The sequence below is a fragment of the Cellvibrio sp. PSBB006 genome, from assembly GCF_002162135.1.
GTDB lineage: Bacteria > Pseudomonadota > Gammaproteobacteria > Pseudomonadales > Cellvibrionaceae > Cellvibrio.
This window is the reverse complement of sequence record NZ_CP021382.1, coordinates 50,281-74,162: the sequence shown is the minus strand read 5'-3', so window position 1 is coordinate 74,162 and position 23,882 is coordinate 50,281. Positions and strand designations below refer to the sequence as shown.

At 50.9% G+C, this 23,882-nt stretch carries 25 protein-coding genes; 9 read left to right on the top strand and 16 right to left on the bottom strand.

Annotation, left to right across the window (positions count from 1 at the left end; genetic code table 11):
* Positions 1-54 precede the first annotated feature (54 nt).
* Positions 55-867: a class I SAM-dependent methyltransferase gene (locus CBR65_RS00335; protein ID WP_087465014.1), complete on the top strand. Its 813-nt coding sequence runs from the start codon at positions 55-57 to the stop codon at positions 865-867.
* A gap of 55 nt (positions 868-922) precedes the next feature.
* Here the strand turns inward: CBR65_RS00335 and CBR65_RS00330 are convergent, their stop codons facing one another.
* Complete coding sequence (locus CBR65_RS00330) at positions 923-1,744, bottom strand: KilA-N domain-containing protein (protein WP_087465013.1); 822 nt, start codon at positions 1,742-1,744, stop codon at positions 923-925.
* Positions 1,745-2,433: 689 nt separating this feature from the next.
* Positions 2,434-2,814 (bottom strand): diacylglycerol kinase, encoded by a 381-nt coding sequence (locus tag CBR65_RS00325; protein ID WP_087465012.1) that lies wholly within the window; start codon positions 2,812-2,814, stop codon positions 2,434-2,436.
* Positions 2,815-2,934: 120 nt separating this feature from the next.
* Between CBR65_RS00325 and CBR65_RS00320 the strand changes: the two genes are divergently transcribed.
* Both CBR65_RS00320 and CBR65_RS00315 read left to right on the top strand, forming a co-directional pair.
* Positions 2,935-3,474, top strand: coding sequence for a phosphatase PAP2 family protein (locus CBR65_RS00320; RefSeq protein WP_087465011.1), 540 nt, complete (start codon positions 2,935-2,937; stop codon positions 3,472-3,474).
* Entirely contained in the window at positions 3,471-4,496 is a 1,026-nt protein-coding gene (locus tag CBR65_RS00315) for an MJ1255/VC2487 family glycosyltransferase (RefSeq protein ID WP_087465010.1), read from the top strand. Before CBR65_RS00320 ends, CBR65_RS00315 begins: the two co-directional genes overlap by 4 nt.
* 17 nt (positions 4,497-4,513) lie before the next feature.
* Here CBR65_RS00315 and arfB read toward each other — a convergent pair whose 3' ends face one another.
* The 5 genes from arfB to rpoE all read right to left on the bottom strand — a co-directional run bounded on the left by arfB (position 4,514) and on the right by rpoE (position 8,076).
* Positions 4,514-4,933, bottom strand: coding sequence for an alternative ribosome rescue aminoacyl-tRNA hydrolase ArfB (arfB, locus tag CBR65_RS00310; RefSeq protein WP_087465009.1), 420 nt, complete (start codon positions 4,931-4,933; stop codon positions 4,514-4,516).
* 2 nt (positions 4,934-4,935) lie between these two features.
* The gene (locus tag CBR65_RS00305) at positions 4,936-5,394 is read right to left on the bottom strand and encodes a SoxR reducing system RseC family protein (protein ID WP_087465008.1); all 459 of its coding nucleotides are present in this window, start codon (positions 5,392-5,394) and stop codon (positions 4,936-4,938) included.
* Positions 5,395-5,497: 103 nt separating this feature from the next.
* Positions 5,498-6,478, bottom strand: a complete 981-nt coding sequence (locus CBR65_RS00300) for a MucB/RseB C-terminal domain-containing protein (RefSeq protein WP_087465007.1) — start codon at positions 6,476-6,478, stop codon at positions 5,498-5,500.
* A gap of 5 nt (positions 6,479-6,483) precedes the next feature.
* Entirely contained in the window at positions 6,484-7,191 is a 708-nt protein-coding gene (locus tag CBR65_RS22565; protein ID WP_087465006.1) for a sigma-E factor negative regulatory protein, read from the bottom strand.
* A 294-nt stretch (positions 7,192-7,485) separates the two neighbouring features.
* Positions 7,486-8,076 carry an RNA polymerase sigma factor RpoE gene (rpoE, locus tag CBR65_RS00290; RefSeq protein ID WP_087465005.1) on the bottom strand — a complete coding sequence of 197 codons (591 nt, stop codon included), beginning with the start codon at positions 8,074-8,076 and terminating at the stop codon, positions 7,486-7,488.
* 424 nt (positions 8,077-8,500) lie between these two features.
* Between rpoE and nadB the strand changes: the two genes are divergently transcribed.
* Together nadB and CBR65_RS00280 are read left to right on the top strand one after the other, a co-directional pair.
* The gene (gene nadB / locus CBR65_RS00285) at positions 8,501-10,120 is read left to right on the top strand and encodes an L-aspartate oxidase (protein WP_087465004.1); all 1,620 of its coding nucleotides are present in this window, start codon (positions 8,501-8,503) and stop codon (positions 10,118-10,120) included.
* Between the two features lie 138 nt (positions 10,121-10,258).
* On the top strand, positions 10,259-11,326 hold the full coding sequence (locus CBR65_RS00280) for a hypothetical protein (protein ID WP_087465003.1): 1,068 nt from the start codon (positions 10,259-10,261) through the stop codon (positions 11,324-11,326).
* A gap of 25 nt (positions 11,327-11,351) precedes the next feature.
* Here the strand turns inward: CBR65_RS00280 and CBR65_RS22645 are convergent, their stop codons facing one another.
* The 3 genes from CBR65_RS22645 to CBR65_RS00265 form a co-directional block, all read right to left on the bottom strand.
* Positions 11,352-11,915, bottom strand: a complete 564-nt coding sequence (locus tag CBR65_RS22645) for a protein YgfX (protein ID WP_369825633.1) — start codon at positions 11,913-11,915, stop codon at positions 11,352-11,354.
* A complete protein-coding gene (locus CBR65_RS00270) occupies positions 11,818-12,069 on the bottom strand; it encodes a succinate dehydrogenase assembly factor 2 (RefSeq protein ID WP_087465001.1) in 252 nt (83 codons plus the stop codon). Before CBR65_RS00270 ends, CBR65_RS22645 begins: the two co-directional genes overlap by 98 nt.
* Before the next feature lie 69 nt (positions 12,070-12,138).
* On the bottom strand, positions 12,139-13,470 hold the full coding sequence (locus tag CBR65_RS00265) for a GGDEF domain-containing protein (protein WP_087465000.1): 1,332 nt from the start codon (positions 13,468-13,470) through the stop codon (positions 12,139-12,141).
* 204 nt (positions 13,471-13,674) lie between these two features.
* Between CBR65_RS00265 and CBR65_RS00260 the strand changes: the two genes are divergently transcribed.
* A complete protein-coding gene (locus tag CBR65_RS00260) occupies positions 13,675-14,667 on the top strand; it encodes a folate-binding protein YgfZ (RefSeq protein WP_087464999.1) in 993 nt (330 codons plus the stop codon).
* A gap of 57 nt (positions 14,668-14,724) precedes the next feature.
* Positions 14,725-15,561: an HDOD domain-containing protein gene (locus CBR65_RS00255; RefSeq protein ID WP_087464998.1), complete on the top strand. Its 837-nt coding sequence runs from the start codon at positions 14,725-14,727 to the stop codon at positions 15,559-15,561.
* Positions 15,562-15,617: 56 nt separating this feature from the next.
* On the opposite strand, the gene ung is transcribed toward CBR65_RS00255, so the two are convergent.
* Together ung and CBR65_RS00245 are read right to left on the bottom strand one after the other, a co-directional pair.
* Positions 15,618-16,307: a uracil-DNA glycosylase gene (ung, locus tag CBR65_RS00250; protein ID WP_087464997.1), complete on the bottom strand. Its 690-nt coding sequence runs from the start codon at positions 16,305-16,307 to the stop codon at positions 15,618-15,620.
* A 161-nt stretch (positions 16,308-16,468) separates the two neighbouring features.
* The gene (locus CBR65_RS00245; RefSeq protein WP_087464996.1) at positions 16,469-17,071 is read right to left on the bottom strand and encodes a peroxiredoxin; all 603 of its coding nucleotides are present in this window, start codon (positions 17,069-17,071) and stop codon (positions 16,469-16,471) included.
* Between the two features lie 362 nt (positions 17,072-17,433).
* On the opposite strand from CBR65_RS00245, the gene CBR65_RS00240 reads away from it, so the two are divergent.
* Together CBR65_RS00240 and bfr are read left to right on the top strand one after the other, a co-directional pair.
* Complete coding sequence (locus tag CBR65_RS00240; RefSeq protein WP_087464995.1) at positions 17,434-17,643, top strand: bacterioferritin-associated ferredoxin; 210 nt, start codon at positions 17,434-17,436, stop codon at positions 17,641-17,643.
* A 226-nt stretch (positions 17,644-17,869) separates the two neighbouring features.
* Positions 17,870-18,340: a bacterioferritin gene (gene bfr, locus CBR65_RS00235; RefSeq protein WP_087464994.1), complete on the top strand. Its 471-nt coding sequence runs from the start codon at positions 17,870-17,872 to the stop codon at positions 18,338-18,340.
* A gap of 56 nt (positions 18,341-18,396) precedes the next feature.
* On the opposite strand, the gene CBR65_RS00230 is transcribed toward bfr, so the two are convergent.
* From CBR65_RS00230 to CBR65_RS00215, 4 genes are all read right to left on the bottom strand, one after another.
* Positions 18,397-18,936, bottom strand: coding sequence for a porin family protein (locus tag CBR65_RS00230; protein ID WP_157671928.1), 540 nt, complete (start codon positions 18,934-18,936; stop codon positions 18,397-18,399).
* 151 nt (positions 18,937-19,087) lie between these two features.
* Positions 19,088-19,852 (bottom strand): hypothetical protein, encoded by a 765-nt coding sequence (locus CBR65_RS00225; protein ID WP_087464992.1) that lies wholly within the window; start codon positions 19,850-19,852, stop codon positions 19,088-19,090.
* 55 nt (positions 19,853-19,907) lie between these two features.
* Positions 19,908-22,508, bottom strand: coding sequence for a serine/threonine-protein kinase (locus tag CBR65_RS00220; protein ID WP_087464991.1), 2,601 nt, complete (start codon positions 22,506-22,508; stop codon positions 19,908-19,910).
* Between the two features lie 189 nt (positions 22,509-22,697).
* Positions 22,698-23,864, bottom strand: coding sequence for an MFS transporter (locus CBR65_RS00215; RefSeq protein ID WP_087464990.1), 1,167 nt, complete (start codon positions 23,862-23,864; stop codon positions 22,698-22,700).
* Positions 23,865-23,882 lie beyond the last annotated feature (18 nt).

The following is a 23,882-nucleotide window of genomic DNA, read 5'->3' as shown; positions in this document are numbered from 1 at the left end:
GAGTGTGCAATAACCAACCAAGGCGCTGGCGCCGCAAATGCTAAGCTTCGGAGCATGAAAGAAGACGTTACCTACATCAATCAGCGGATCTGGTTTGCCGAGGACATCGCGCTCGAATACGCGCGGGAACAGACACCGGTACCCGCAGAAACCGCCATACTCCATCAGCTCGGAGATACCCTTCAACATGCCTCGTTGCTCGATATCGGTATCGGCGCTGGCCGAACCACCGCTTTTTTAGCACCCGCCTGCAACCAATACGTCGGCATCGACTACTCCCAGGCAATGATCGACATCGCCACCGCCCGTTTCCCGACCCTACCATTGCATCAACAAGACGCGCGCGACCTTTCCGCTTTTGCAGAAGCCAGTGTTGATATGGTGTGGTTCTCTTACAACGGCATTGACTATGTGCCTCACGAGGACCGTTTAAAAATATTGCAAGAAATTCGCCGCATATTAAAACCAAACGGACTTTTTATATTTTCCTCCCACAACCGCGACCACAAGATTTACCCCGCCTATCATTGGAAAAATCTGCAACTCACCCTTAATCCAAAACGCATGGCGCGACGGATGATCGGCTACCTGACCGGCATCATCAACGCCATCAAACACCGCGCACAACAAATTCAAACAGATGACTACGCCATCTTCAACGACCAGGCCCACCACTACACTATGCTGACGTATTACATCAGCGGCAAAAAACAAATTGAACAGCTGAATGCGTCGGGTTTTGCGGTTGAAGGACTGTGGGGGATGAAGGGGGAGAGATTGAAGGACGATGAGGTTTATGTTGGGGGGTATAGTATTTATTATTTGGCGAAGCGTTATCAGAATAACACTTCAATATTTTCTAACTGATTGATTTTTAAAAGGCTTTTTGAAAAGTGATTTTTAATGGTCTGGAGGATGGTAATTACTGGGTTGTTTTAAGGGAGTTTGGAGAGACGTACTTTAATAGCACCTTCATTTGCGATATCGCCAGTGCATTCAACTTTGGCAAGCGCTCCGACTGGGGTACGCCCTCTGCAATGTAGTGTGCATTCATTGACTCCAAATTTGCCAAACACACCAACTGATGGATATTTGCATAGTCCCGCATATTTCCTTTCGCGGCAGGGTTCTGCTCTCGCCACTGTTTAGCAGTAATACCGAACAACGCCATATTCAATAAATCTGCTTCCGATGCGTAAACGGCATTAATTTGCTGCTTGGTTAGCTTATCGGGAATCAGATTTTCTTTAATGGCATCGGTATGAATTTGATAATTTACTTTGGCGAGGTTTCGACGAATGTCCCACCCTAGCTGAGCGAATTCCTGTTCTTTCAAACGCTGAAATTCTTTGATCAGATACAACTTGAACTCAACTGAAATCCAACTGGCAAATTCGAACGCTATATCCTTTTGTGCATAAGTACCCCCATAGCGACCTGCTTTAGAAATTATGCCGATAGCATTAGTGGACTCAATCCACTGCTTAGGGGTAAGGGTAAAACTATTAAGACCTGCCAATTTTTTAAACCCGTCGAATTCCACGGGTTTAAATTCAGGATTATTGAGTTGCTCCCAAATGCCCAAAAACTCGACCGTATTGCGGTTCCGCAGCCAATTACGGATCAAGTCATCTGTGTTGGTAGAGCTTTTATATCGCGCTATATCCGTAATACAAATGTATTCAATACCATTAACTTGTGACGTACCTATTTCCTGGTCTAATACCTGTAGTTTGCTACTCATCGCTTCATCCCTTGATTACTGGCCTGCGAAACCAAATACTGTATATAAAAACAGCCTCCACTTCAAGAGACAAAAATAGCCAGCCGGTGATCAATTGTCACCGACTGGTTCGATCATTTTTACAGGGAATAACTATAACTAGGGGATGGCTCTTGCTCGAAAGTTTCGTCTTGCATGAGCTGCGTCTCAGGTGAAGAAAACACACGAACTTTCCGTCCGAGGCGGAGCTGTTTAGCATTGTATTCAGGACAGCAAAATCCAACATTCCCGCTCTGACTTACAGGCCAGCTCTATTAAAGCCAAAAATGTGATTGCTGATAAATTTTACTCCACAAAAAATATGACCAATATCATCACTAGGGAGCAAGGTAATCTCTACATAGTGCTGCATGCATTACTCGCTAGTTCCAAATACACCACCACTCACCTTCTGCGCAAATACGACAAAAACTACACATATTTCAAACCATGCATTCACGAAGAGCACAACACGCCGTCTGGCTATGGATGGCAGCACATGTTTCAATCCACGCGCTCGCGAAGAGCGCGACCATCCGGAATCCTTCCGGCTCATTTTGATAGCGATCTATTGGAAATTTATAGAGCGTAAAATAATGAGCATAGACCATGCTGTAGCAAATTGGTAACAATCTCCGCTACAGCATTACCAGATGGATTTTACGTAAAAACTAGAGTGGCCCATAAAAGCGATTGAACGCAACAAGCCCCCATACGATCCCCAACAATATCAAGCTGGTAAATACCAATGCGGAGCCGATATCTTTTGCGCGACCGGAGAGTTCGTGGCGTTCGTGACCCGTGCGATCAACGACAGCTTCTACGGAGGAATTGGCCAGCTCGGCCATCAACACCCAGAAGACGCTGGAGATCAACAGGATTAATTCAATATGGTTGGTGGCGAGCCAGAATGCAGCGGGAATCATCACAATCGCCAGGGTGACTTCCTGCCGAAAGGCTGCTTCAAAACGCCAGGCGGCGGCGAGGCCTTTCATGGAGTAACCAAATGCATCAACTACGCGGGCAATACCGGTTTTACCAGGTTTGGACATAAGTCATTGTGCTCCGATGGTGTAAATGGCGGGGAAAAAGCCGACGTGTAACATAAGTTTCATAATGTGGTGGTATCTCTGACGGGGTAGCAATTAACCGGTCACAAAGGCGGTGAAACTATGAATGCTTTTTTGCAAAGAGTCCACCACATTGACACCTTGGCCTTCCTCTGGCTGCACGTCACCAAACGCTTTCCGTATCGTAAGTCGATTCGCTGGATTTCTCACACGGGCGACGGCCATCTGTATCTTATTGTTGCATTAGCACTGTTGCTGCTCGAACCGGTTCACGGAGCCATTTTCTTCTGGGCAGGTCTGATTGCTTATGGCCTGGATGTGAGCCTGTATTTATTGCTGAAAAATTTAATCAAGCGTGATCGTCCGGCAATGAAGATTGATTTTTATGAAGCCTGGATTACACCTTCAGATCAATTCAGTTTTCCCTCCGGCCATACAGCGGCTGCGTTTTTATTTGCTTGTTTGTTTGCTCACTTATATCCGTTAGTAGCGATTCCGGTTTATTTGTGGGCGAGTTTGGTTGGTGCTAGCCGTGTGTTGCTCGGCGTGCATTACCCCAGTGATATTGCAGCCGGTGCGCTTTTGGGTACGGGTTGCGCATTTTCGGGGATTTATATTCATTCGCTTTTGGTAGGACTATGAGAATATTGTACGGCGTTCAGGGCACAGGTAACGGACATTTAACACGCGCAAGAATCATGGCCAAAGCCTTGGCCGCCGCAGGAGCCCAGGTAGATTGGGTATTCTCAGGAAGACCGAAAGAAAAGTTTTTTGATATGGAGGCCTTTGGCGATTATCAGGTATATCGCGGGCTGACGTTTGCCACAGAGAGTGGAAAAATTCTGTATGTCAAAACAGCGATGACCAGTAATTTATGGCGGCTGTATCAAGACACCAAAAAAGTGAATGTTGAAGGTTACGATTTTATTATCAATGATTTTGAACCGGTATCGGCCTGGGCCGCCAAACAAGCCGGTAAAAAAGTGATCGGTATTTCCCACCAGAATGCGTTTTTCTACGATATTCCCAAGCAAGGCGGCAACATTGTTATCGAGTGGTTTATGCGTAACTTTGCGCCGGTGACTTTGCCCATCGGTTTGCATTGGCATCACTTTAACCAGCCGATTCTGCCGCCGCTGGTTGAGCCTTCCCAATACTCCAATGAATTTACGCCGGGTCACTATCTGGTGTATCTACCGTTTGCGGGCTTGCCGGACATCATGCCGCAGTTGCGTCAGTTTCCTGATTATCACTTCTATGTTTATCAACCGGTGCCGGAAGCCTTTGATGAGGGGCATATTCACGTGCGCCCTTTTTCACGCGAAGGATTTCAGCAGGATTTGCATCGTTGCGAAGGTGTGATTTGCAGTACCGGTTTTGAGTTACCCAGCGAGGCATTGCAGCTGGGTAAAAAAATTCTGACGCAACCGGTTGCCGGGCAGATGGAACAGAAATCCAATGCCTTGGCACTGCAAAAATTAGGCTACGCCTCGGTGACGAAAGAATTGAGTGTCGAAGCAATCGGTAAATGGTTACCGCTGCCCAAGCCGGACCCTATCCCCTACCCTGATGTGTCACGGGCGTTGGTGAAATGGCTGGTGGAAACCGGTGGCGAGAATATCCAACAGTTGCAAAAAGAACTCTGGCAAGCATTACCGGCGTAAATGTTTTTAGGTAATTTTTAATAATCTGCCGAAGGTTTGCCACGCATTTGTTTGACGTTGCCGCGCCGGGTTTTTCCTTCAATACGACGTTTTTTGGACGCCAGCGTCGGCTTGGTGGCGTGACGGGTTTTGTGAACCTTGATCGCTCCTGCAATCATTTCTTTTAAACGCTCCAACGCATCCTCGCGATTTTTTTCCTGGGTGCGCAGTCGTTGTGCCTTGATCACAATCACGCCTTCCGCCGACATCCGGCTGTCTTGCACTTGCAGAAGTCGCTCCTTGTAGATGTCTGGCAAGCATGAAGCGCGCACATCAAACCGCAGATGGATTGCGCTGGAGACTTTATTAACATTCTGCCCACCGGCGCCCTGCGCGCGGATAGCCGTTAATTCAATCTCATGGAGGGGAATACTTAAGCTGGATGTAATTCGCAACATAATCAGGGTTGGATACGCAGCGGTTTGTGATCATCAATCAGCACTGGCTGCAAACGGCTGTCAAAGCGAATGTGATGGGAGCGCCAGCGAACCACCAGGGCGCCGACAACAAGACCGATAAAGGCAGAGAAAATGGTGATGCCCTCTTGGGCGAATTGCTGGTGCGCCATGCCGGCGGCGAACATCATGGCTAACAGCGGCACCAGATACGCAAATAGCGAACCGTTTACCACCACACTTTCCGGCACACCGATTTCCACTTCATCACCCAATTGATATTGCGCAGCATCGCGACCTTGCAACAGCACCCACAGATATGAGGTGTGGCCACTGAGCTTCGCCATCAGGCTTTGGCCGCAGCCTTTTTCAGCGCTGCATGAATCACAGGTAGAGCGCTGAATCGTCTCTACCCAGATGCCTTCCGGCTCTATGGCCACAATACGGCCTTTTTCATGGATCATGCCACCACCTCAATCGGATGCTCAGGGGCGCATTATGCAGGAATTGGTTTATGACTTCGACGGCAAGGCGGGTGGGAGATTCCCACCCGCAGCGTGAGAGAATTTATTTTGCTTCGACACCAGCCGCGACCTGCTCAGCCGCTACCGCAGGAATTTCTCCTACGACGGTGAGTCGGTGGATCTGATCGTTGCGCATCACTTTGCTCATGAAGGCAACGGTAGCGCCGCGCTGGCCAATACCTTCCGGGGGCTGCTGGGAGGCAGGTTCAATAAAAACGGAAAAGGTACTTAACCCATCGGTAAACATCAGCATATCCGTAGACTCCCGAACACGGTGCTGCCCCACGAACGCAAAACCTGTAGGAATCCACTTCAATCCCCACCCTTCCGGTTCGCCGCCCTGGGTTTTATTACATCCACCCAGTTCAGCGTTGGCGACGCGGTGTAGCTTGGCCGCAGGTGCCTGCTGTAATTGTTTGATATCGGGATTCAAATCCAATTCCAGAAATTGATAGCGTTCCAGGATGCGCCCGGTGCCGTCGATCATCAGCGACTTGAGCACCAATCCGGTTTCCTGGTCCACGCTCAATACATAGCCATAGCGAAACTCATCGCGCGGAACCACTTGCAGCACGGTGGCCATGCGGCCGGCAACGCGCTCGGTGTAGCGGATCTGAAATTGATACAACTCATCCAGCCCGATCAGCCGGGAGCCGATAGAACTCAACCGCCCCTGCAACAATTGATCGCCGGGAGAGAAGCAATCCAGCGCCTGGCCGTGGCGAACAATTTCCCGCTCCGGTCCATTCAGGTACAACAGGCGCTCGTGTTCAACGCCCTCGTCCACCCAATGGGACACGCGAAACCCCTGCAATGTGCTGGTGTTCTGGTGTTCGTAGGTGAAAGAACCCTGATAGTTCAGGTTGTGGGATACCCGCGACATCTTGGCAAATAACGCTTGCAGGCTTTGGGCTTGGGAAGGAGCTTGGGAGGGGTTGGGGGTTTCTGTCTGGGCAAAAACAAATTGAGCGGCCTGCAATAACAACAGGCCGCTCAAGGAGCGAATCAATACAGCTATACGCATAGGAATTAATCTTCTTCGGTCAACACAACTCGCGCAAAGGGTAGCATACCCTGACCACTGTTCAATGCCGCGTTGTCGGCATGCTCTTCAATCAATTTATTAAGGTAGTCACGCACTTCCTCGTCGGATACCTGGGCAGCCGTTTGTGAGCTACTGGGCAGCGGAACAAAGATGACCTGGCGATTATCCTGTTGACGCGACTCATACCCGGTTTGCAAACCAACTGCGCGCGCGCTCAAGGGTTGTGCATGGTAACCGGCCGGTAAAGAAGGCGCGGGAACGGCTGCGGTCGTCGGTGCATCCACCTGTGGTGTTGCTGCTACCGCCGCGGGTGCTTCCGGGTTCAACCCACCGAAGTTCTGTGCAAACAGGACCACACCACCAGCCACCGACGCTGCCACAGCAAAGCGGGCAACATTTTGCCACCATTGCGTGGCTTTCTTTTCCGGGGTGCCCGGAGCAGATGTGGTTGAGTGATTCTCTTCCTGTTCCAGCGCGGCGCTGACGCGTGCCGCAAAGTCACCCATTTCAAGCATGGGCAGATCACGATGGAGGGCAGCACGGGCAACCTGATAACGGGACCAGGTAGCTTTGACCTCTGAATCAGATTCGCTGGCCTTGAGAACGCGCTGCAATTCCAATTCCGAGGCCTCATTATCCATCAGCGAGGAAAGGGATTCTGCCAATGGATGATGCGTATTTTGCTGTGTCATGCTGAGATTTACCTCTGTATAGACATCTCGTGGAAACCCGCTAGCCGATAAATGCGGGGGTTTATGTTGCTCATGTTGTTTACTTAGCTTACCCGTTCAAACGGCAACGAGTTGTACTTGTTGCAAAAGACACGACAGATTTACAAAGGTTCAGCGCCGTGCCAGTTTTCGTTAAGTTTAGTTAAAAAAATATGCATTAAATGTCCAAGCGAAGCATGACGTGTTTCATTTGGTTACAGATCCTGCACCTGCTTTTCCACCCTTCGCGCACCAATTCAGGCTTCGCTTACCCTCTTACACTTCACTTAACAGGGGATGAATTCGCTTATCGATAGCTTCGCGTGCGCGGAAAATCCGTGAACGCACTGTACCTACCGGGCAATCCATGATTGCAGCGATGTCTTCATAACTAAGCCCTTCCATCTCACGCAGGGTCACCGCTGTACGCAGATCCTCCGGTAGATCGCGAATTGCCTGGTCGATAGCCGTCTGCAATTCTTCGGTCAGCAGGTTATGTTCCGGGGTATTCATTTCTTTCAGGGCATCGTTACCGTTATAGAATTCTGCCTCTTCGACCTCGACATCGCTAGCCGGCGGCCGACGGTTCCGGGCCACCAGATGGTTCTTGGCGGTATTGATGGCAATGCGATACATCCAGGTATAAAAGGCACTGTCTCCCCGAAAATTGGGTAATGCCCGGTACGCCTTGATAAACGCATCCTGGGCTACGTCATGAACCTCGGCATGATCGCGAATAAAACGGCTGATGATCGCCAGGATTTTGTGTTGATACTTGATTACGAGCAAGTCAAAGGCACGTTTATCGCCTTTTTGAACGCGTTCAACCAGTTGTTGATCCGCATCTTGCGCTATTTGCGCTGTCATTCTGCTAAAACCCCCAAGCACTTCGGTACACCCGAAGTCAGATCAGACCCAGCCCTGCGGCTATGAATTGTTATGAATGCGCAGCTTACCTGTAAAAGTTAATACCGCACAATCAATCACTTGCGAATATGAATGCCTTTAAATCGCGGACAGGGGCTCATTTCGAACTGGCAGATAGACTCACCCCCATCAGAAAAGTTCAGGCGCCACCTATCATACCGGGCTTTACCAACCTGTCAGTAAGCAAACCCACACAAGACCGCGGATATGCACGCGAGCGTATAAGCAGGGCACCGAAAAAAACCTTATAGTGGGCAAACTGTGCGGCGTTAAACTGGAGCGGCAGCTTGTATATACTGCACGGCCGCTTGCACGGCCATTTAAGACCCTGTCTGGCAACGATTTTTGATACGGACCCGTATTGATGAACAAACACTACAACCATGATGTATTGGTCATTGGCTCCGGCGCTGCTGGCTTGACCCTGGCTTTAAACCTCGCCAACTATGCCAAGGTCGCCCTGCTCAGCAAGAGTGCCGCTAATGAGGGCTCGACCTGGTTCGCCCAAGGCGGTATTGCGGCAGTCCTCGATGATCAGGACTCTATTGATGCCCATGTCGCCGATACGCTGATAGCGGGATCGGGTTTATGCCATGAGGACGCGGTACGATTTACCGTGGAGCGCAGCAAAGGCGCTATTCAATGGTTGATCGATCAGGGCGTCAGCTTTACCAAAGAAAGCGGCAAAGAGGATTACCACCTCACCCAGGAAGGCGGACACAGTCATCGCCGTATTATCCACAGCGCCGACGCCACCGGACAGGCCGTGCATAGCACCCTGTTGGAGCGCGCGCAGCAAAATAACCTGCACATCTTTGAACACCATGTCGCTATCAACCTGATTACCCAGGCCGATGCCGGTTCGCGCAAGCTGCGTTGCACCGGTGCTTATGCCTTGAGTCATGAAGACGATCATGTCCATGTGTTCCAGGCCAAGGTGGTGGTGTTAGCCACGGGCGGGGCCAGTAAGGTTTATCTCTACACCAGCAACCCGGACAGCGCCAGCGGTGACGGCATTGCTATGGCCTGGCGAGCTGGATGCCGCGTTGCCAATATGGAGTTCAATCAGTTTCACCCTACCTGTCTGTATCACCCCAAAGCCAAGACGTTTCTGATCACCGAAGCGCTGCGTGGCGAAGGAGCTTATCTGCGCCTGCCTAACGGCGAGCGGTTTATGCCGCGCTTTGATGAGCGGGCAGAGCTGGCGCCTCGGGATATCGTCGCCCGAGCGATTGACCATGAGATCAAACGTCTGGGTTGCGACTGCCTGTATCTGGATATCAGCCATAAATCACCGGAATTTATCAGCGAACATTTCCCCACCGTAAAAGCGCGCTGCCTCGAATTCGGTATCGATATCACCAAAGAACCGATTCCGGTGGTGCCCGCCGCGCATTACACCTGCGGCGGCGTGGTGGTCGATAAAAATGGCCAAACTGATTTGCAAAATCTTTATGCCATCGGCGAAACATCATTTACCGGCTTACACGGCGCTAATCGCATGGCGAGCAATTCGTTGTTGGAATGTATCGTCTATGCACAATCGGCCGCGGAACATATTCTTGCCAACTTACCTGATATTCATGAACCCGATCCGTCACCACAATGGGATGAATCGCGCGTAACCAACTCCGATGAAGATGTCGTTATCTCGCACAACTGGGATGAACTGCGCCGTTTTATGTGGGACTACGTCGGCATTGTTCGCACCCATAAACGGCTGGAGCGAGCCACCCATCGCATCAAACTATTGAAGAAAGAAATCGCCGAGTACTACAGCAATTACAAAGTCAGCAGTGATTTGATCGAATTGCGCAACCTGGCAACAGTGGCAGAACTGATTATTCGTTCCGCCATCGAACGCAAGGAAAGCCGCGGTTTACATTTTTCGCTCGATTATCCCAAAAAATCCTCGGTCGCACGCGACACTATTCTGGTGCCGACCAACTTTGCGGGGCAGGACATTGTAGTCAGCAAAGATTGATCATACCGGGCGGCGGATATTTTACCGCCGCCCATTTCGTTACAGATTCTCACAAGCAGGTACAATTTTTTACCACTCCTTTTCAGGCCGCGCTGCATACTCTGTGCAATGAAAATATCATTCAATGGAGTTGCCTGTATGCGTGCTACCCTCTTCGCTCGTTTGCTTGCCGTCGTATCCCTCAGCCTTTTTTTCCTGATCAGTTGTGGCAGCGATGACAAGCCACCCAAGGCAGATTTCGGTATTGCGCCCGATGGACTCAGCGGGCGGATTATCCTGCGGTTATATGAGCACGATGGACAAGTGTTTGCTGCAACAGATCGTGGCTTGTACAGCAAAAACAAAGGGAATGGTCGCTGGCTGGCAGCTGGATTGAGCAATCGCGAAGTGCTGGATATTGCGTTTCTGGATGACGAACATTACTTGGCTTCCACGTCACTTGTTGTTGATGAAATCGCACAATATCAATTAATGGAAACAACAGATGGCGGGGAAACCTGGAGTGAAATTATCCATGATTTCGGTGGTGAAGATGACCCCGAAGCCATTCATGGCCTGCACTATGACGATGACAATAATGCGCTCTATGCCACCGGTATAGAAGTTCTGGCACGTTCACTGGATGAAGGGCGTCACTGGGAAATTCTGAGCGGCGAGTGGCACGGCTTCGGTCAACGTAAAACCATCGTAAAGCGCAACCCGGCTACCAATGAAGTCTGGTACGGCGGCCAGAATGCATTGGAGCAATTAGTGCTGCGTGCTTATTCGCTGGACACCAATGAAGAACGCAGCTATTCCGACTTGTTGCCTAACCCCAGCGTTATTTATGGTATTCAATTTGATGCAACTAACGATCAGCGCATATTAGCCAGCGGTGAGGGCGGCGTATTGGAAAGTACCGACAAGGGTGAAACCTGGACCAATTTATTGGGCGATGTGGACTACCGCTTTTATTTTGACGTAGCAATCGATCCAGATGACCCACAGACACTTTATACCGCCGGCTGGGATAAAAATTGGGATACACCTCAACCACTGATTCTGGAGATCTCAGAAAATGGCGGCACCAGTTGGTCGAAATATCTTTACCCCAGTCAATCACTCTTTGGCGGTGTCAGGAGTTTGTTAGTCGTCAAGGAAAGAGAAAATACCGTCTTGTATCTGGGGCTTTACCGCGGCGGCATTATGAAGGTGACTTTTTTGTAAGCATAGTTTTTGTAAGCGTTGTTTTCTAACGGCGAGTCCGCAACCACACGCGCAAACGCCGATGTGCTTCTGACGAGGTGCTATCAGGCAGAATAACAAGGTGAATGCGCGTTTTATTATTTTTGTCACGACAAGGTAAAACCATTAACCAGGGCAACACTACCGCTTCATCTGACAGGACTATCTCCCGTTGAAATTTAGCGTCTGTGAGTAGCCAACCGCGCTCGGCTATATGCAACACCTGCGGCAAAGCTCGCCAGGCGGTGTAGCAGATTTGCCAGCTAATCAACAAGCCGGCCATACCCATCAACCACAAGATAAACCACCATGGCTGCTTGAATATGAGTGGGATAACAGCGAATGCCAGACTGATCGCTAACACGCCATGTACGATACATTGCGCGTACCATAAATGACGTGAAGGCCGTAGATGAACAGTCAGAATTTCTGCGCCGGAAGCTTCCGCCGGCCCGCTGTTCGAGAGGGGCGCTTCAGGTGTTTTTCTGAAGCCCGGTATTAGCGCGAACAATATCAACAATCCTTTGTAAATTTGGGTTCTGTGGGTTTTCGCGATTGATGAACCAGGCATACATATCCTGATCCTCGCATTCCAACAATTCCCAATAACGTTCTTTATCGTCTTGTGGCAGGTCGGGATATATATTTTCAAGAAATGGCAGGAGGATTAAATCCAGCTCCAGCATGCCGCGCCGACTTCCCCAAAACAAACGGTTTCTTTCCACGATTTACTACCTGCTGCACTGATAAAACGGTCGGGCAGTATAACGTAATTCAACACTGCCAGCAGCGTTTCACGCCCCCTGAGCCACAACTGTGCGATTGCGCCCCTGCGCTTTGGCCTGATATAGCGCCACATCCACACGCCTGAACAGATGATAAAAGGCATCCTCGCACTGGTGTGACCCGACGCCGATACTGACAGTCACCACCAATTGTGGGAACGCCTCAAATCGGGTGCAGGCAATCTTGCTGCGCAATTTCTCGGCCGTGTTATACGCGTCTTCAAGGCGAGTGTCGGGAAAGATCACCATGAACTCCTCACCGCCCCAACGCGCCGCACGGTCTGTCTGGCGGATGTTGTCCATAATCAGGGAAGAAATTGCGCGCAATACTTTGTCACCGCCATCGTGACCGAGTGTGTCATTAATATGTTTGAAGTGGTCTATATCAATGATCAACAAGGATACCAGACGCTCAGTGCCCGCCGCGAAATGGTCTTCAATATACTCCGTCACACCCTGGCGATTCAGCAAGCCGGTGAGATGATCCGTCATGGACAATTGTTTGTATTTATTGCTTTGCTGAGCCAGGACACTGTTTTGATTGGCCAGCTTCGCCAAACGCAAACGCTCCAACATGACACTCCGGCGCAAGGTTGCAAGCTTGATCGCACCGGCCGCAAAAATGACACATATCCAGAATATCAAAATACTGAAATACCAGCGCTCCGCTGAGATCCACAAGCCCACAAACTCCAGCCGATTTAATTTAAGGTCGTGCTGTCCTACCGGTGCGGGATAACTTAAATCAATCCCGAATGCGACAACATTGCGAAAATTGGGCTGGGAAAATTCTCGCGGTACCTGATAGGACGTAATCCACCATTCACCTACCGAGAATTCTTTTAATTGCAAGGTCAAGGGTTCATTCACAAATTGGCTGGGAATATAAACGTTATTAAATTTAGCGGTATCCATTCGGTTGATATCGGAAAAACCCGGCTCGTAATTGCGCATATAGAATCGCAGTCGCTGATCGTTCCCGCTGTAGTCAACATCAACATTGATCCTGTCGTAACCGGAAAGATCGATCCCTTCGCTGCCTTGGCCACCACCAATAATAATATGGAAACCGCAGGTGTAATCCTGCCCATCTGCTACCACCACGCAACGCCAGCGCAATTGTTCGGCATCTATCCAATACACCTGTGATTTACCACTGGGGGATTCACTCATATACAAATAAGCGGGAACCTCGGCAGCGGGCGCCAGGATTAAACTTTTGGTCGGAAAAAAACGGTGCGCGTACATCGCTAGTAAGGTCAGCAGGCAGCACAACAATAATTTGTAATAGCTGCTGCCGCGAATGTTGGCGTAATAGCGGTAGTTGGTGTTGCGCTTCATAACATCCCGTCAATGATGTATCCCAGGCGGACTTATAACGACCGCCTTGTTCAAGTTATCTGTCAGTATAGTCAGACAAACAATCACTGCTGAATAATTGAGAATGGGTCACTAACAGACTCCAGCACTTTTGCTCTTTGGTAGATAGCTCTATCATGGCGTGCATCATGTGCCGAAAACACATTATCTGATGGGAGTTTTACCTTGATTGAACAATTGACGACAGCTGATCAATCCCTGCTCAGTTTAATTGATACACCCGACTTCATGTCACAAACCTGCCTTGTTGATCTCGATCATTACGGCCTGGTGGGTGTAGAGGGTCCGGATGCGGCCAAATTTTTACAAGGCCAGGTTACTTGCGATGTACGTGAACTAGCCAACGGTGTTACGCGCCTGGGAGCACAATGCAACATCAAAGGACGGATGCTGGTGAGTTTTCGGGCGCTGCAACTTGATGAGCAGCGGATTCTGTTGCGAATGCATCACAGCTTGATAGAAAAAGCCTTAGCCGGTTTTGGAAAATATATCGTGTTTTCCAAGGCAAAACTGCATGACCGCAGCAACCATTATCGGCGAATCGGCATCAGTGGCCCGGCCGCTGAATCACTCCTGCACGCAGCGTTGGGAACAGTTCCCGAGCAAGAGGGTAACTGGGTTGCAGCAGGTGACCATATCATCATCAAACTCGACCAGCAGCGGTATGAGTGTTGGTTGGCGGCCAATGCTGAGGCGGTGATAGCAACATTGTCACCGCACACCGTGGCCGCCGCAGAAAACCTCTGGACCTTGCTGGACATTCGCGCCGGTATCGGTGAGGTACGCGCTGAAAGCTATGAAATGTTTACGCCCCAAGCGCTGAACTATCAATTGGTGGAGGCGATTAATTTCCGCAAAGGCTGCTACACCGGCCAGGAAATTGTGGCGCGTTTGCATTATCGCGGCGCATTAAAACGGCATATGTATCGCATCAGCTTTGCTGCGGGCGAGGATATCCTGCCGCCACCAGGCAGCGTTATCAACAACAGCGAGGGTAAGGCTATCGGCGACATTGTGATGGCCGCGTACAGCAACCCTCAGCAAGCCGAGGCGTTGGCGAACCTCATTGACGAACAACTCGCCGATGCCTGGCTGGGACCCAAAAAACTCGAACACCTATCGCTTCCCTATGCTATACCTAGGGAAGAAAAAGCGTAACGACACGTTAAATGCTGCATCTGCGGCAGTTTCACCTCTCGAAAAACAGGACCACCGATGAGCTTAATCGTAGAAAAAGTCCGTCAGGAAATTATCACCGCCATTAAAAACGATCGCCTGGTGTTACCCACCTTGCCTGAGGTAGCCCTGCGGGTTAGAGAAGTTGCCGACGACCCCAACGCTGACCTGGAAAAACTCGCCCAGGTAATCGGCAATGATGCTGCCTTAAGCGCCCGCATAGTGAGAGTAGCCAATAGTCCATTATTAAGAGCCAGTCGCCCGATTGAAGATCTGAAAGCCGCCGTCATGCGCCTTGGCATCGCTTATACCAGCAACATCGCGACCGGTTTAGCTATGGAGCAAATGTTTCAGGCCACCTCTGACCTGGTTGATATGCGCATGCGTGACGTGTGGAGCCGCTCCAGCGAAATTGCTGGTATCTGTCACGTGTTATGCAAACATTACACACGCCTGCGGCCGGATCAGGCCACTCTGGCGGGCTTGATTCATAAGATCGGTGTGCTGCCTATCCTGACCTATGCGGAAGAGAATCCCGCGCTGCTGAATGACAGCCTGACGCTGGATAAGGTGATCGATAACCTGCACGCGCCTATTGGCGATCTGATTCTAAAAACCTGGGGTTTCCCGGAAGAGTTGGCCCACATACCGTCCCAGCATGTGGATTTTACTCGCCAGGCACCCAAGGCCGATTATGCCGATATTGTCACTGTCGCGATGTTGCAAAGTTATGTGGGCACTGACTCGCCAATGGGGCAAGTTGATTATCACCAGGTCACTGCATTTGAGAGGTTAGGCATGGACCCGGACATCCAATTAGCAGAATCCGAGGACCTCTCAGCGGAGATGGAAGCAGCCATGGCGCTGCTAATGTAAGCTTGTTTGAGGTTGAGTGGGGCCGGTTCATACGGCCCCGGGCTAAACGCCAATCACTAGGATAAGCGCCAATCAATCGGTGCTTTACCCTGCTGCTGCAAATACTCATTGGCTTTCGAAAAGTGACCATTGCCGATAAACCCGCGATGGGCCGACAAAGGCGATGGATGTGGTGACTTGAGCACCAGATGCTTACGCGTATCGATAAACTGACCTTTCTTTTGGGCATAGCTGCCCCACAGCATAAACACCACACCCTCACAGTGCTCATTAACCACCTGAATAGCCCGGTCGGTGAATTGCTCCCAACCCTGCCCCTGGTGTGACCCCGCTCGCGCTCGCTCTACCGTCAAAGTCGCGTTAAGCAACAAGACGCCTCTCTCTGCCCAGGCCTGTAAACAGCCGTGCCCCGGCGGTTCGATATTCAGATCCCGTGCTATTTCTTTGAAGATATTCTGTAGCGAAGGTGGTACATCAACCCCCGGCTGCACAGAAAAGCAAAGACCGTGCGCTTGTCCGGGGCCGTGATAAGGGTCTTGCCCCAGAATAACCACTTTAACCTGCTCCAGAGGCGTTGAATTAAAGGCATTGAAGATTTGCTTTGAGGGAGGAAAAACCACCTTGCCCATTTGTTTCTGCTGCAACAAAAATTCCTTCAACTGCAACATATAGGGCTTGTCAAATTCCGGAGCCAGATGCGCCAGCCAACTCGGTTCCAGATCAATCTTGCGTGCAGTGTTCGTCATGTGAAATGCGTGCCTCGCCTATTCAAACAAAGGCCGTAATCTAACAGCCATACTGCAAAATCGCTAACAGAAATCCCCGGTGCGAAACAAAAAATCATCCACACAGGTATAAAAAAACCCGGCCTTGCGGACCGGGTTTTTCGTTAGCCAAACAGCGCAGCTTAAAGCTTGTCGCCGTGCTGGCTCAGGTACTTGGCTACACCAGCCGGTGATGCGTCCATACCCGCGTCACCTTCTTTCCAACCAGCCGGACATACTTCGCCGTGCTCCTGGTGGAACGCCAATGCATCAACCATGCGCAACATCTCGTCAACGTTACGGCCCAATGGCAAATCGTTAACGACCTGGTGACGTACAACACCTTCTTCGTCAATCAGGAAAGAACCACGGAAGGCTACGCCACCTTCAGATTCAACATCGTAGGCACGGCAGATTTCGTGTTTAACGTCAGCCACCAAGGTGTATTTAACCGGACCGATGCCACCATCGTTGACCGGCGTGTTACGCCAGGCGTTGTGAGAAAACTGAGAGTCGATAGACACACCGATAACTTCTACATTGCGCTTTTGAAACTCCGCGTTGCGGTGATCAAATGCCAGCAATTCGGAAGGACATACAAAGGTGAAGTCCAGCGGGTAAAAGAAAATTACGGCTTTTTTGCCTTTGATGGCAGAGGACAAGGTATAGCTGTCAACAATCTCACCATTGCCCAGAACAGCGGCAGCTGTGAAATCCGGTGCTGGTTTACCTACTAATACGCCCATGTCGATTCTCCTATATGTGACGGGTGGATAAAAAATGGCATGAAGACTTCATGCCCGGAAATCAGATTCGGAGTTAGCCGAACAACTAAAGGCTGCGCCCTAAGCGCAAGGTTTTACCAATTAAAAACTATTTAGCCGATAGCAGTCAGCTATGATACACACCCCAATCGGCGAGTCATATTAATTTTCTATATAACCTCACAATGCTTTTACTATAACCATTCACCCCGGTTTGCCAACGAATTCGTGTGTAAACATTATTAAATAGCAATTATTCTCAGGTATGATTGACACAGATTCTCATTAACATTAATATCTTCACCGTACTCACCCCACCATACTTGTCTTTGAGAAACCGCGCTATGTACGTCTGTTTATGCAAAGGTATTACCGACAGCCAAATCAAAGAAGCCGTTTATGACGGTGCGACCTCTGTCGGTCAATTGCGTAAATGTCTGGGCGTTGCCAGCCAATGTGGTAAATGCGGTATCACTGCCAGAGAGATTATCCAGGAAACTCTGGCTGATGTGCCCGCCTCCAACGGATATCCCCAGTACTACGCTGTTGCCTGATCGCCTTCCTTGCCCCTATTGCTTTTCCCGGCATCAGGATCAATGTAAAACGCAATAAGAATAGTTCTTCATCTTGTTTATTTTCCCTTATCCATCAATTACTTAGCCTTGACGACGCGGATAAATACGGCCAGACTGTCGGCCTGATACGCCATCGATAGGTTCTATCTATCCTGGTTCATAATGCTAACCGTGTTTATTCCTCACCGCTCCAAAGGAGACGACTATGAAAGGCGACGTCAAGGTAATTGCAGTACTGAATAAAGTACTGGGCAATGAGCTGGTGGCCATCAATCAATATTTCTTGCACGCACGTATGTACAAGAACTTTGGCCTTAAAGAGCTGGCCGACCACGAATATCATGAATCCATTGATGAGATGAAACACGCCGACGCGTTGATCGAGCGCATTCTGTTTTTGGAAGGCATTCCGAATCTGCAGGATTTAGGTAAATTGCATATCGGTGAAAATACCCTGGAAATGCTTAAGTCTGACCTGAACCTGGAACTCAAGGCTATTCCCGATTTACGTGATGGCATTATCTTGTGCGAATCGGTTAACGACTTTATCAGCCGTGATTTGCTGAAAGAAATTCTGGAATCTGAAGAGGAACACGTGGATTGGCTGGAAACCCAGTTATCCCTGATTGATACCGTAGGCTTGCAAAATTACCTGCAAAGCAAAATGGGTTCCTGATTGGTTTAATGCAATAAAAAACGGGGCCATCAGGCCCCGTTTTTTATGTATACCATTTAAAAGCGGTAATCGAAATTCGCGCTGACAATCTCTGTTTCAACATCGTTTTGCTCAGGCAACGTCCGGTATTCAATATTGAAATTAAAACGCTGATTGAGAATAAACCCGATGCCGATGCCATAGGATGCACCAGACTCGGAGATGTCTAGTTGCGATACCTCACTACCGTCCTGCGCAAACAGTGTTTCTGATGCATCCACATCCATATAACCCAGTAATAAATACAGTTTGGCTTCATCATTAATCAATTCAGGTTTGTAATACACCGCGTAATAGCTGTCGATTTCACGTTCCAGTGAATCATCATCTTCACTATTGGCTTCGCTCACACCGGTACCGTAACGAATCTCCAGCCCCAGCGCCGCATTGTGTTTGTAGCCCCCCAGAATCTCGGCGGTGCGCGCGTTACCGACATCGATGACTTCATCATCGTACATAAATTCAGCCATACCGACACCGACATAAAAACCGCGCGCGTTGTCGGCCATGACGCAGACCGAGAACAATGACATCACTACCGCAAGTAAAAGCTTCATAGAACATTCCATTTATTATTGGAGACCGCTGAACAATGACCTGTATAACCAGCGCACAACATTCAAAGGCTCCCTGTTAATGCAAAGAGAGTTTTAACAACTGCCAACTATATCGAATAAAATACCCGGTGAGTGATAACCGTGTCTGTATTCAGTTCAACAAACCGTAAACGCCCAGCGAATATGCCCGTTTGCGTTTCTCACCGGACAGCGAGGCAGGTTTGAGTAATTCGCCAAGCTTCACCGCTTCGGTTTGGAAACGGGTATCGCCGGTTCCTTCATCAAAACTCGCCATAACACCTTCAGCAAAATGGTAAGCGATGACATCCCCCGCTTCTACTACCACGCTGACCGTAAAATTCAATTGATTGATACCCGTTTGAAAAACCTGCAGCGGATTGCTGTCCCAGATGACTACCAACTCGTCATCCACCGGCCGCAGGACTTTCACACTGAACGTGCCCGGTCTGGCAAAGTAACCGCCTACGCCTGTCAAAGTGCCGGATGCGGGGATGGGATTAGCCAGGTCCACCAGCAGCAAAGGTTGCTCGTCAAGCGTGCTGCGCTCAACCAACTCGCCGCCGACATAATCCAGCAGCCCACCCTGCACCATAAAGTCTTTATAGGCATCGATTTGGCTTTGTACGAAGCGGCGCACCTGGCTGCGTAATACCGAAGACTCCTCGATACGCGACATTTTTTCCACACCCAGTACGTCGTTAACCCGATTAAGCTCAGCGAGTTCCTCGCGCAAATGTAGCTCTTGTTCTTTCATCTGCGCGATATTCGCATTTGCTTGCTGCAGATCGCTACTCAATTGGCGATTCTGGTCCTTGATCTGCTGGATATCGGGCTGCACTTGGCACGCCGCCAGGAATGAGGCCGCAAACAACAGCGGGATATGCAGTGATTTCATGAGGATGCCTCTGATTATTGTGCCGGTTCAGCGGGAGCACTGATTATAGGAGATGTTATTTCTTGATGCTGAACCGGGTGGTTTTCAGGGTTTGGTTGTCCAGCATCAGATCGACCTGGTAACCGCCCTCAGAAAATCCCGAAACGGGTTGCTCAATACGAAAATATTGAATGCCCTGGCTACCGCTGACAATCACCGGGACCTGTGCCAACTGCAAGCTGCGCGCGCCATCATATAGCACGGCTTGCAGCACCGAAGTACCTTCTTTGAAATTCTGATACTCGAAGCCGATGTAGATTACCCGATCAGCCGCTACCGTCTCGGTTTGTGCTTGCTGAATGTCCGTTATTTCCCGATTACTGATGATCAAATGGCTGATCGTCGGTTGATTCTGTTCAAGCAGTTGTTCGGCGCGGACTTTTAAAGCGAGCAACGTTTGGCTGCGGGGAAAGCGCTCGCGTGCGCTGGCGATGGCGCTCTGGGCATCCAATAGACGATGGCGTTCGATCAACCCCTGAATATTATTGACCAAGGTCTGCTCAATACTGGCAAGACCCGCTAATGCGGCCTGGTTCGAGCTGTCACCATCCAGGATTTCGCGATAGGTTTCATAGGCATTGTCACCGGAGGGTTGGAGTACCCGCCCTGCCATATGCTGCGATTCAGCTTTCCTGAGCAGCGTTTGCTCACGCGCTCGACGCTCCTGCTGCACTTCGCGTAACTGCGCCTGTTGCTGGAGCAATCCAGCGTCTGAGGGAGCCAGGGCCAGACCTTTGTCCAGCAATGCCAAGGCTTTAGTCGTTGCGCCCCTCTTCGCTTCATCTTGTGCCAGTTGGCCGAAACGTTGCGCCACAGCGAGAATGCCGGCCCGGGCTTCACTGTTGGCGGGATCTTCCGTTAATACAGCGCGATAAATGTCCAGCGCATTTGCCCCGGCCGGTTCGTCCAGCTCACCGTCACGCAGATACTGTTGAGCTTGTTGTAAACGATTGACGACAGAATCCCGCTGGGCCAGCCGACCCAGCGCATCAAGCAACGCCAGATTACGCTCAGGCTCATCAAAGACGGATCGCGCCGCGTCGGCATAAGCTCGCGCAGTATCCAGGTCATTTGCATCCAGTTCGCCGATAATGCTGGCGGCATAAAAATGTTGCAGCTCCTCCAGCCCTTCGCGCCCACCCGCTTGTTGGACGGGATCAGTACCCACCATGGCGGCGCGGTAGATGATGGCTAAATCGGCGGCAAGGTCAGGGTTGCTGGTCAGTTGCGCGCGCATCTCCTGAGCTTGCTGTAACAGGTCCGGCACAGAAGAGCTCATCCTTGGCTCCGTCGGGTTTCCCTGGGGTGCAGGTACCAAAGACTGTTCCTGAATCGCCGGGGATGTGGCAGCACTCGACAGCGCAATACTTGACTCGGCTCCATCTCCGGCGGGCGCCTCGGATTCAAAACCCAAGGCCGGCTTGGCGTAGTCCTGCCAGTAAAGGCGCAGGTCGCTGCGAAAATAAAATACCCCGCCGATAATTAATAACAGAAACACAAACCCAACCCAGCTACTGGACTGGGCTGCAGGCTCCACTTCGGTGTAATGGTGATGCTCGGCGCGTTCTTCTTCGCTAATAGAAAAGCTTGAGTGAGGTTGTGCCAGGCTTTCGGCGGCCAGGTCATCGGCATCCGGCGCTGTTGATACCGGCTCGCTGTAGCTTTCGATAGTCGGCGGAGCGTCAGCCAGCGCCGTATTCGGGTGAATAACAATCTGCTCACCGGTCAGCATCGGTGGCGGGTTGATCATGGTCGGCGACAACTCATCACTGCCAGGGACATCAAGCACCGAATCCTCTGCGCGCATCGCCGCCAGGATCTGGGTACTGGTGATGGAGTCGAGGTCAGCAATTAATTCACTACCGGTTTGGTAACGCTCTTCCGGGTCTTTCGCCATCACCCGGTCGATGATCGGCTGGAATACCTGTAAGTGGTCAGGCAAGCGAGGGATCGCCTCCGATACATGCTTGATACCCACCACAACCGCTGAATCCGCATCAAAAGGAACGTGACCGGCCAGCAGCACAAACAGCACCACCCCCAGGCTATAGAGGTCCGCCCTGCTGTCCACCGAAAGCCCTTTGGCCTGCTCCGGACTCATGTAATGGGGTGTGCCAATCGCCGTGCCCGTTTGGGTCATCCCCGAGGCAACGTCCGAAGGGCGCGCGATACCGAAGTCCATCAACACCGCTCGATGATCCTCGTCGAGCAACATGATGTTCTCTGGCTTCACGTCGCGGTGGACGTAACCTTTGCGGCCCGCGTAATCCAGCGCCCGCGCAATATCCTTGACGACGTTCAGCGATTGCGCCAGGTTGAGTTCAAAGCGCTTGTGCTTGAGGTCGTGCCCCGGCAGATACTCCATGGAAAGGTAGTAAAGCCCCTCGTGAATACCGACATCGTAAACCGTGACAATATTGGGATGCATCAACCGGCTGACGATGCGCGCTTCGCGCAGGAAACGCTCGCCAAAAGTGGCATCTGTGCACAGGTGGGGGGACATGACCTTGAGCGCTACTTCGCGCTCAAAACAGGTCTGGATCGCCAGATAGACCGTCGCCATACCACCCTGGCCAAGCGTGCTGACAATTTTGTAACCAGGGATGTCGATCTGCATCTATCTGTATACCGAACCTTCAAGGGTCAATGCGGCAAAGCGTTTTGCCAGTTGCATCGTGTGGGGTAAATCCTGTCGACGGATTACCGGATCTAATTCATGCGGGCTCTGCCTTAGCGCCGAAGCCCACTAAATATAGCAGCCTTTGTCGACGACACAGCGCAGCGGTGGCGACGCTCACTATACCGGTTATCCGGCCGCAACAGGGCTGCGCCATAAACGCACCAGCATAACGAAGAGAATCGCCACCAAGAGTGCAGTGGCTGATATCAGCAGCAACTGCCATCCCAATTGGTGATAGATCCAGCCGGTCACGCCGGCTGTCACCGTCATGACGGCATAGGTTGCAAACTCGTTGATGGCCTGCAATCGCCCCCGGATATAACTATCGGGGACACGGGTTAACAAAGTGCTGCCGCCCATGTACATCAAATTCCAGCCTATACCAACCAGCAACAGGGCGATGTGAAAGTTCACCAACGCCTGCCCCAGCAATGCCAGACCACAGCCCAATGCCAGCACCAGGCAGCCGACCAGTGCCACCGGCTCCGGCCCATAGCGACCGATAAAACGTCCGGTTATCAGGGAAGGCGCAAACATCCCCAACAGGTGCCATTGAATGACACTGGCAGCGTCCTTCGCACCAAAACCACACCCCTGCATGGCCAAGGGGCTGGCCAACATGACCAGCATCATCATGGCGTAACCACCCGCGCAGAACACCATGGCCGGCTTAATATGGGGATAACGCAAGAGTTCACTCAATGGAATCGATGGGCGGGCCGTGTCCGCTATCTGCCTTGCTGGCAGACGGCTGCATAAGATCACTGGCAGCGCGGCCAGCGCCAACAAGGCAACGAGCAAGTAAGAACCGACGTAATCCCGCTCCAGTAAATCAAGGCCGAAGCTGCCGAGCATCGGCCCAAAAAGCGCAGCCAGGATTCCGCCACTTAACACCCAGGCGATAGCGGTACCTTTATGTGAATCCGCAACCCCATCTGCCGCCGCGAATCGGTAATAAAGTGCGGATGCCTGGTAAACGCCGATCAACAGTCCAGCCACACAAAACAGGACAAACGAGCTTTGCCAGACCGCCCATGCCGATAACAAACCGCCGATCAATCCCATCAGTGCGCCGCCGATAAAACCACCCTGATAGCCCAGAGTGGCAAACACCCGCGGCAATATCAGCGTCAGCGCGGCAGTACTGGCGGTGATAAATAAATAAGGCAAGGTAGCCAGATCCGGTGATGGCGCCAGGTTCTCACCGACCAGGCCATTGAAGCTAATGCCCACGGCAACCGAGGCCATAAACAGAAACTGGCATAAACCCAAAAAAACGGCGCTATAAGACATGCTTAAAGCCTGAGAAAA

What these genes read in the sequence shown, in the direction of transcription:
- CBR65_RS00300 (WP_087465007.1), bottom strand. Translation starts at nt 6,478, where the DNA reads ATGCGTATAGCTGTATTGATTCGCTCCTTGAGCGGCCTGTTGTTATTG.
- CBR65_RS22565 (WP_087465006.1), bottom strand. Translation starts at nt 7,191, where the DNA reads ATGACACAGCAAAATACGCATCATCCATTGGCAGAATCCCTTTCCTCG.
- CBR65_RS00335 (WP_087465014.1), top strand. Translation starts at nt 55, where the DNA reads ATGAAAGAAGACGTTACCTACATCAATCAGCGGATCTGGTTTGCCGAG.
- CBR65_RS00320 (WP_087465011.1), top strand. Translation starts at nt 2,935, where the DNA reads ATGAATGCTTTTTTGCAAAGAGTCCACCACATTGACACCTTGGCCTTC.
- CBR65_RS00215 (WP_087464990.1), bottom strand. Translation starts at nt 23,864, where the DNA reads ATGTCTTATAGCGCCGTTTTTTTGGGTTTATGCCAGTTTCTGTTTATG.
- CBR65_RS00330 (WP_087465013.1), bottom strand. Translation starts at nt 1,744, where the DNA reads ATGAGTAGCAAACTACAGGTATTAGACCAGGAAATAGGTACGTCACAA.
- CBR65_RS00245 (WP_087464996.1), bottom strand. Translation starts at nt 17,071, where the DNA reads ATGGGCGTATTAGTAGGTAAACCAGCACCGGATTTCACAGCTGCCGCT.
- CBR65_RS00255 (WP_087464998.1), top strand. Translation starts at nt 14,725, where the DNA reads ATGAGCTTAATCGTAGAAAAAGTCCGTCAGGAAATTATCACCGCCATT.
- CBR65_RS00220 (WP_087464991.1), bottom strand. Translation starts at nt 22,508, where the DNA reads ATGCAGATCGACATCCCTGGTTACAAAATTGTCAGCACGCTTGGCCAG.
- CBR65_RS00280 (WP_087465003.1), top strand. Translation starts at nt 10,259, where the DNA reads ATGCGTGCTACCCTCTTCGCTCGTTTGCTTGCCGTCGTATCCCTCAGC.
- CBR65_RS22645 (WP_369825633.1), bottom strand. Translation starts at nt 11,915, where the DNA reads ATGCCTGGTTCATCAATCGCGAAAACCCACAGAACCCAAATTTACAAA.
- CBR65_RS00225 (WP_087464992.1), bottom strand. Translation starts at nt 19,852, where the DNA reads ATGAAATCACTGCATATCCCGCTGTTGTTTGCGGCCTCATTCCTGGCG.
- bfr (WP_087464994.1), top strand. Translation starts at nt 17,870, where the DNA reads ATGAAAGGCGACGTCAAGGTAATTGCAGTACTGAATAAAGTACTGGGC.
- rpoE (WP_087465005.1), bottom strand. Translation starts at nt 8,076, where the DNA reads ATGACAGCGCAAATAGCGCAAGATGCGGATCAACAACTGGTTGAACGC.
- CBR65_RS00265 (WP_087465000.1), bottom strand. Translation starts at nt 13,470, where the DNA reads ATGAAGCGCAACACCAACTACCGCTATTACGCCAACATTCGCGGCAGC.
- CBR65_RS00230 (WP_157671928.1), bottom strand. Translation starts at nt 18,936, where the DNA reads ATGAAGCTTTTACTTGCGGTAGTGATGTCATTGTTCTCGGTCTGCGTC.
- CBR65_RS00305 (WP_087465008.1), bottom strand. Translation starts at nt 5,394, where the DNA reads ATGATCCATGAAAAAGGCCGTATTGTGGCCATAGAGCCGGAAGGCATC.
- nadB (WP_087465004.1), top strand. Translation starts at nt 8,501, where the DNA reads ATGAACAAACACTACAACCATGATGTATTGGTCATTGGCTCCGGCGCT.
- arfB (WP_087465009.1), bottom strand. Translation starts at nt 4,933, where the DNA reads ATGTTGCGAATTACATCCAGCTTAAGTATTCCCCTCCATGAGATTGAA.
- CBR65_RS00315 (WP_087465010.1), top strand. Translation starts at nt 3,471, where the DNA reads ATGAGAATATTGTACGGCGTTCAGGGCACAGGTAACGGACATTTAACA.
- ung (WP_087464997.1), bottom strand. Translation starts at nt 16,307, where the DNA reads ATGACGAACACTGCACGCAAGATTGATCTGGAACCGAGTTGGCTGGCG.
- CBR65_RS00240 (WP_087464995.1), top strand. Translation starts at nt 17,434, where the DNA reads ATGTACGTCTGTTTATGCAAAGGTATTACCGACAGCCAAATCAAAGAA.
- CBR65_RS00325 (WP_087465012.1), bottom strand. Translation starts at nt 2,814, where the DNA reads ATGTCCAAACCTGGTAAAACCGGTATTGCCCGCGTAGTTGATGCATTT.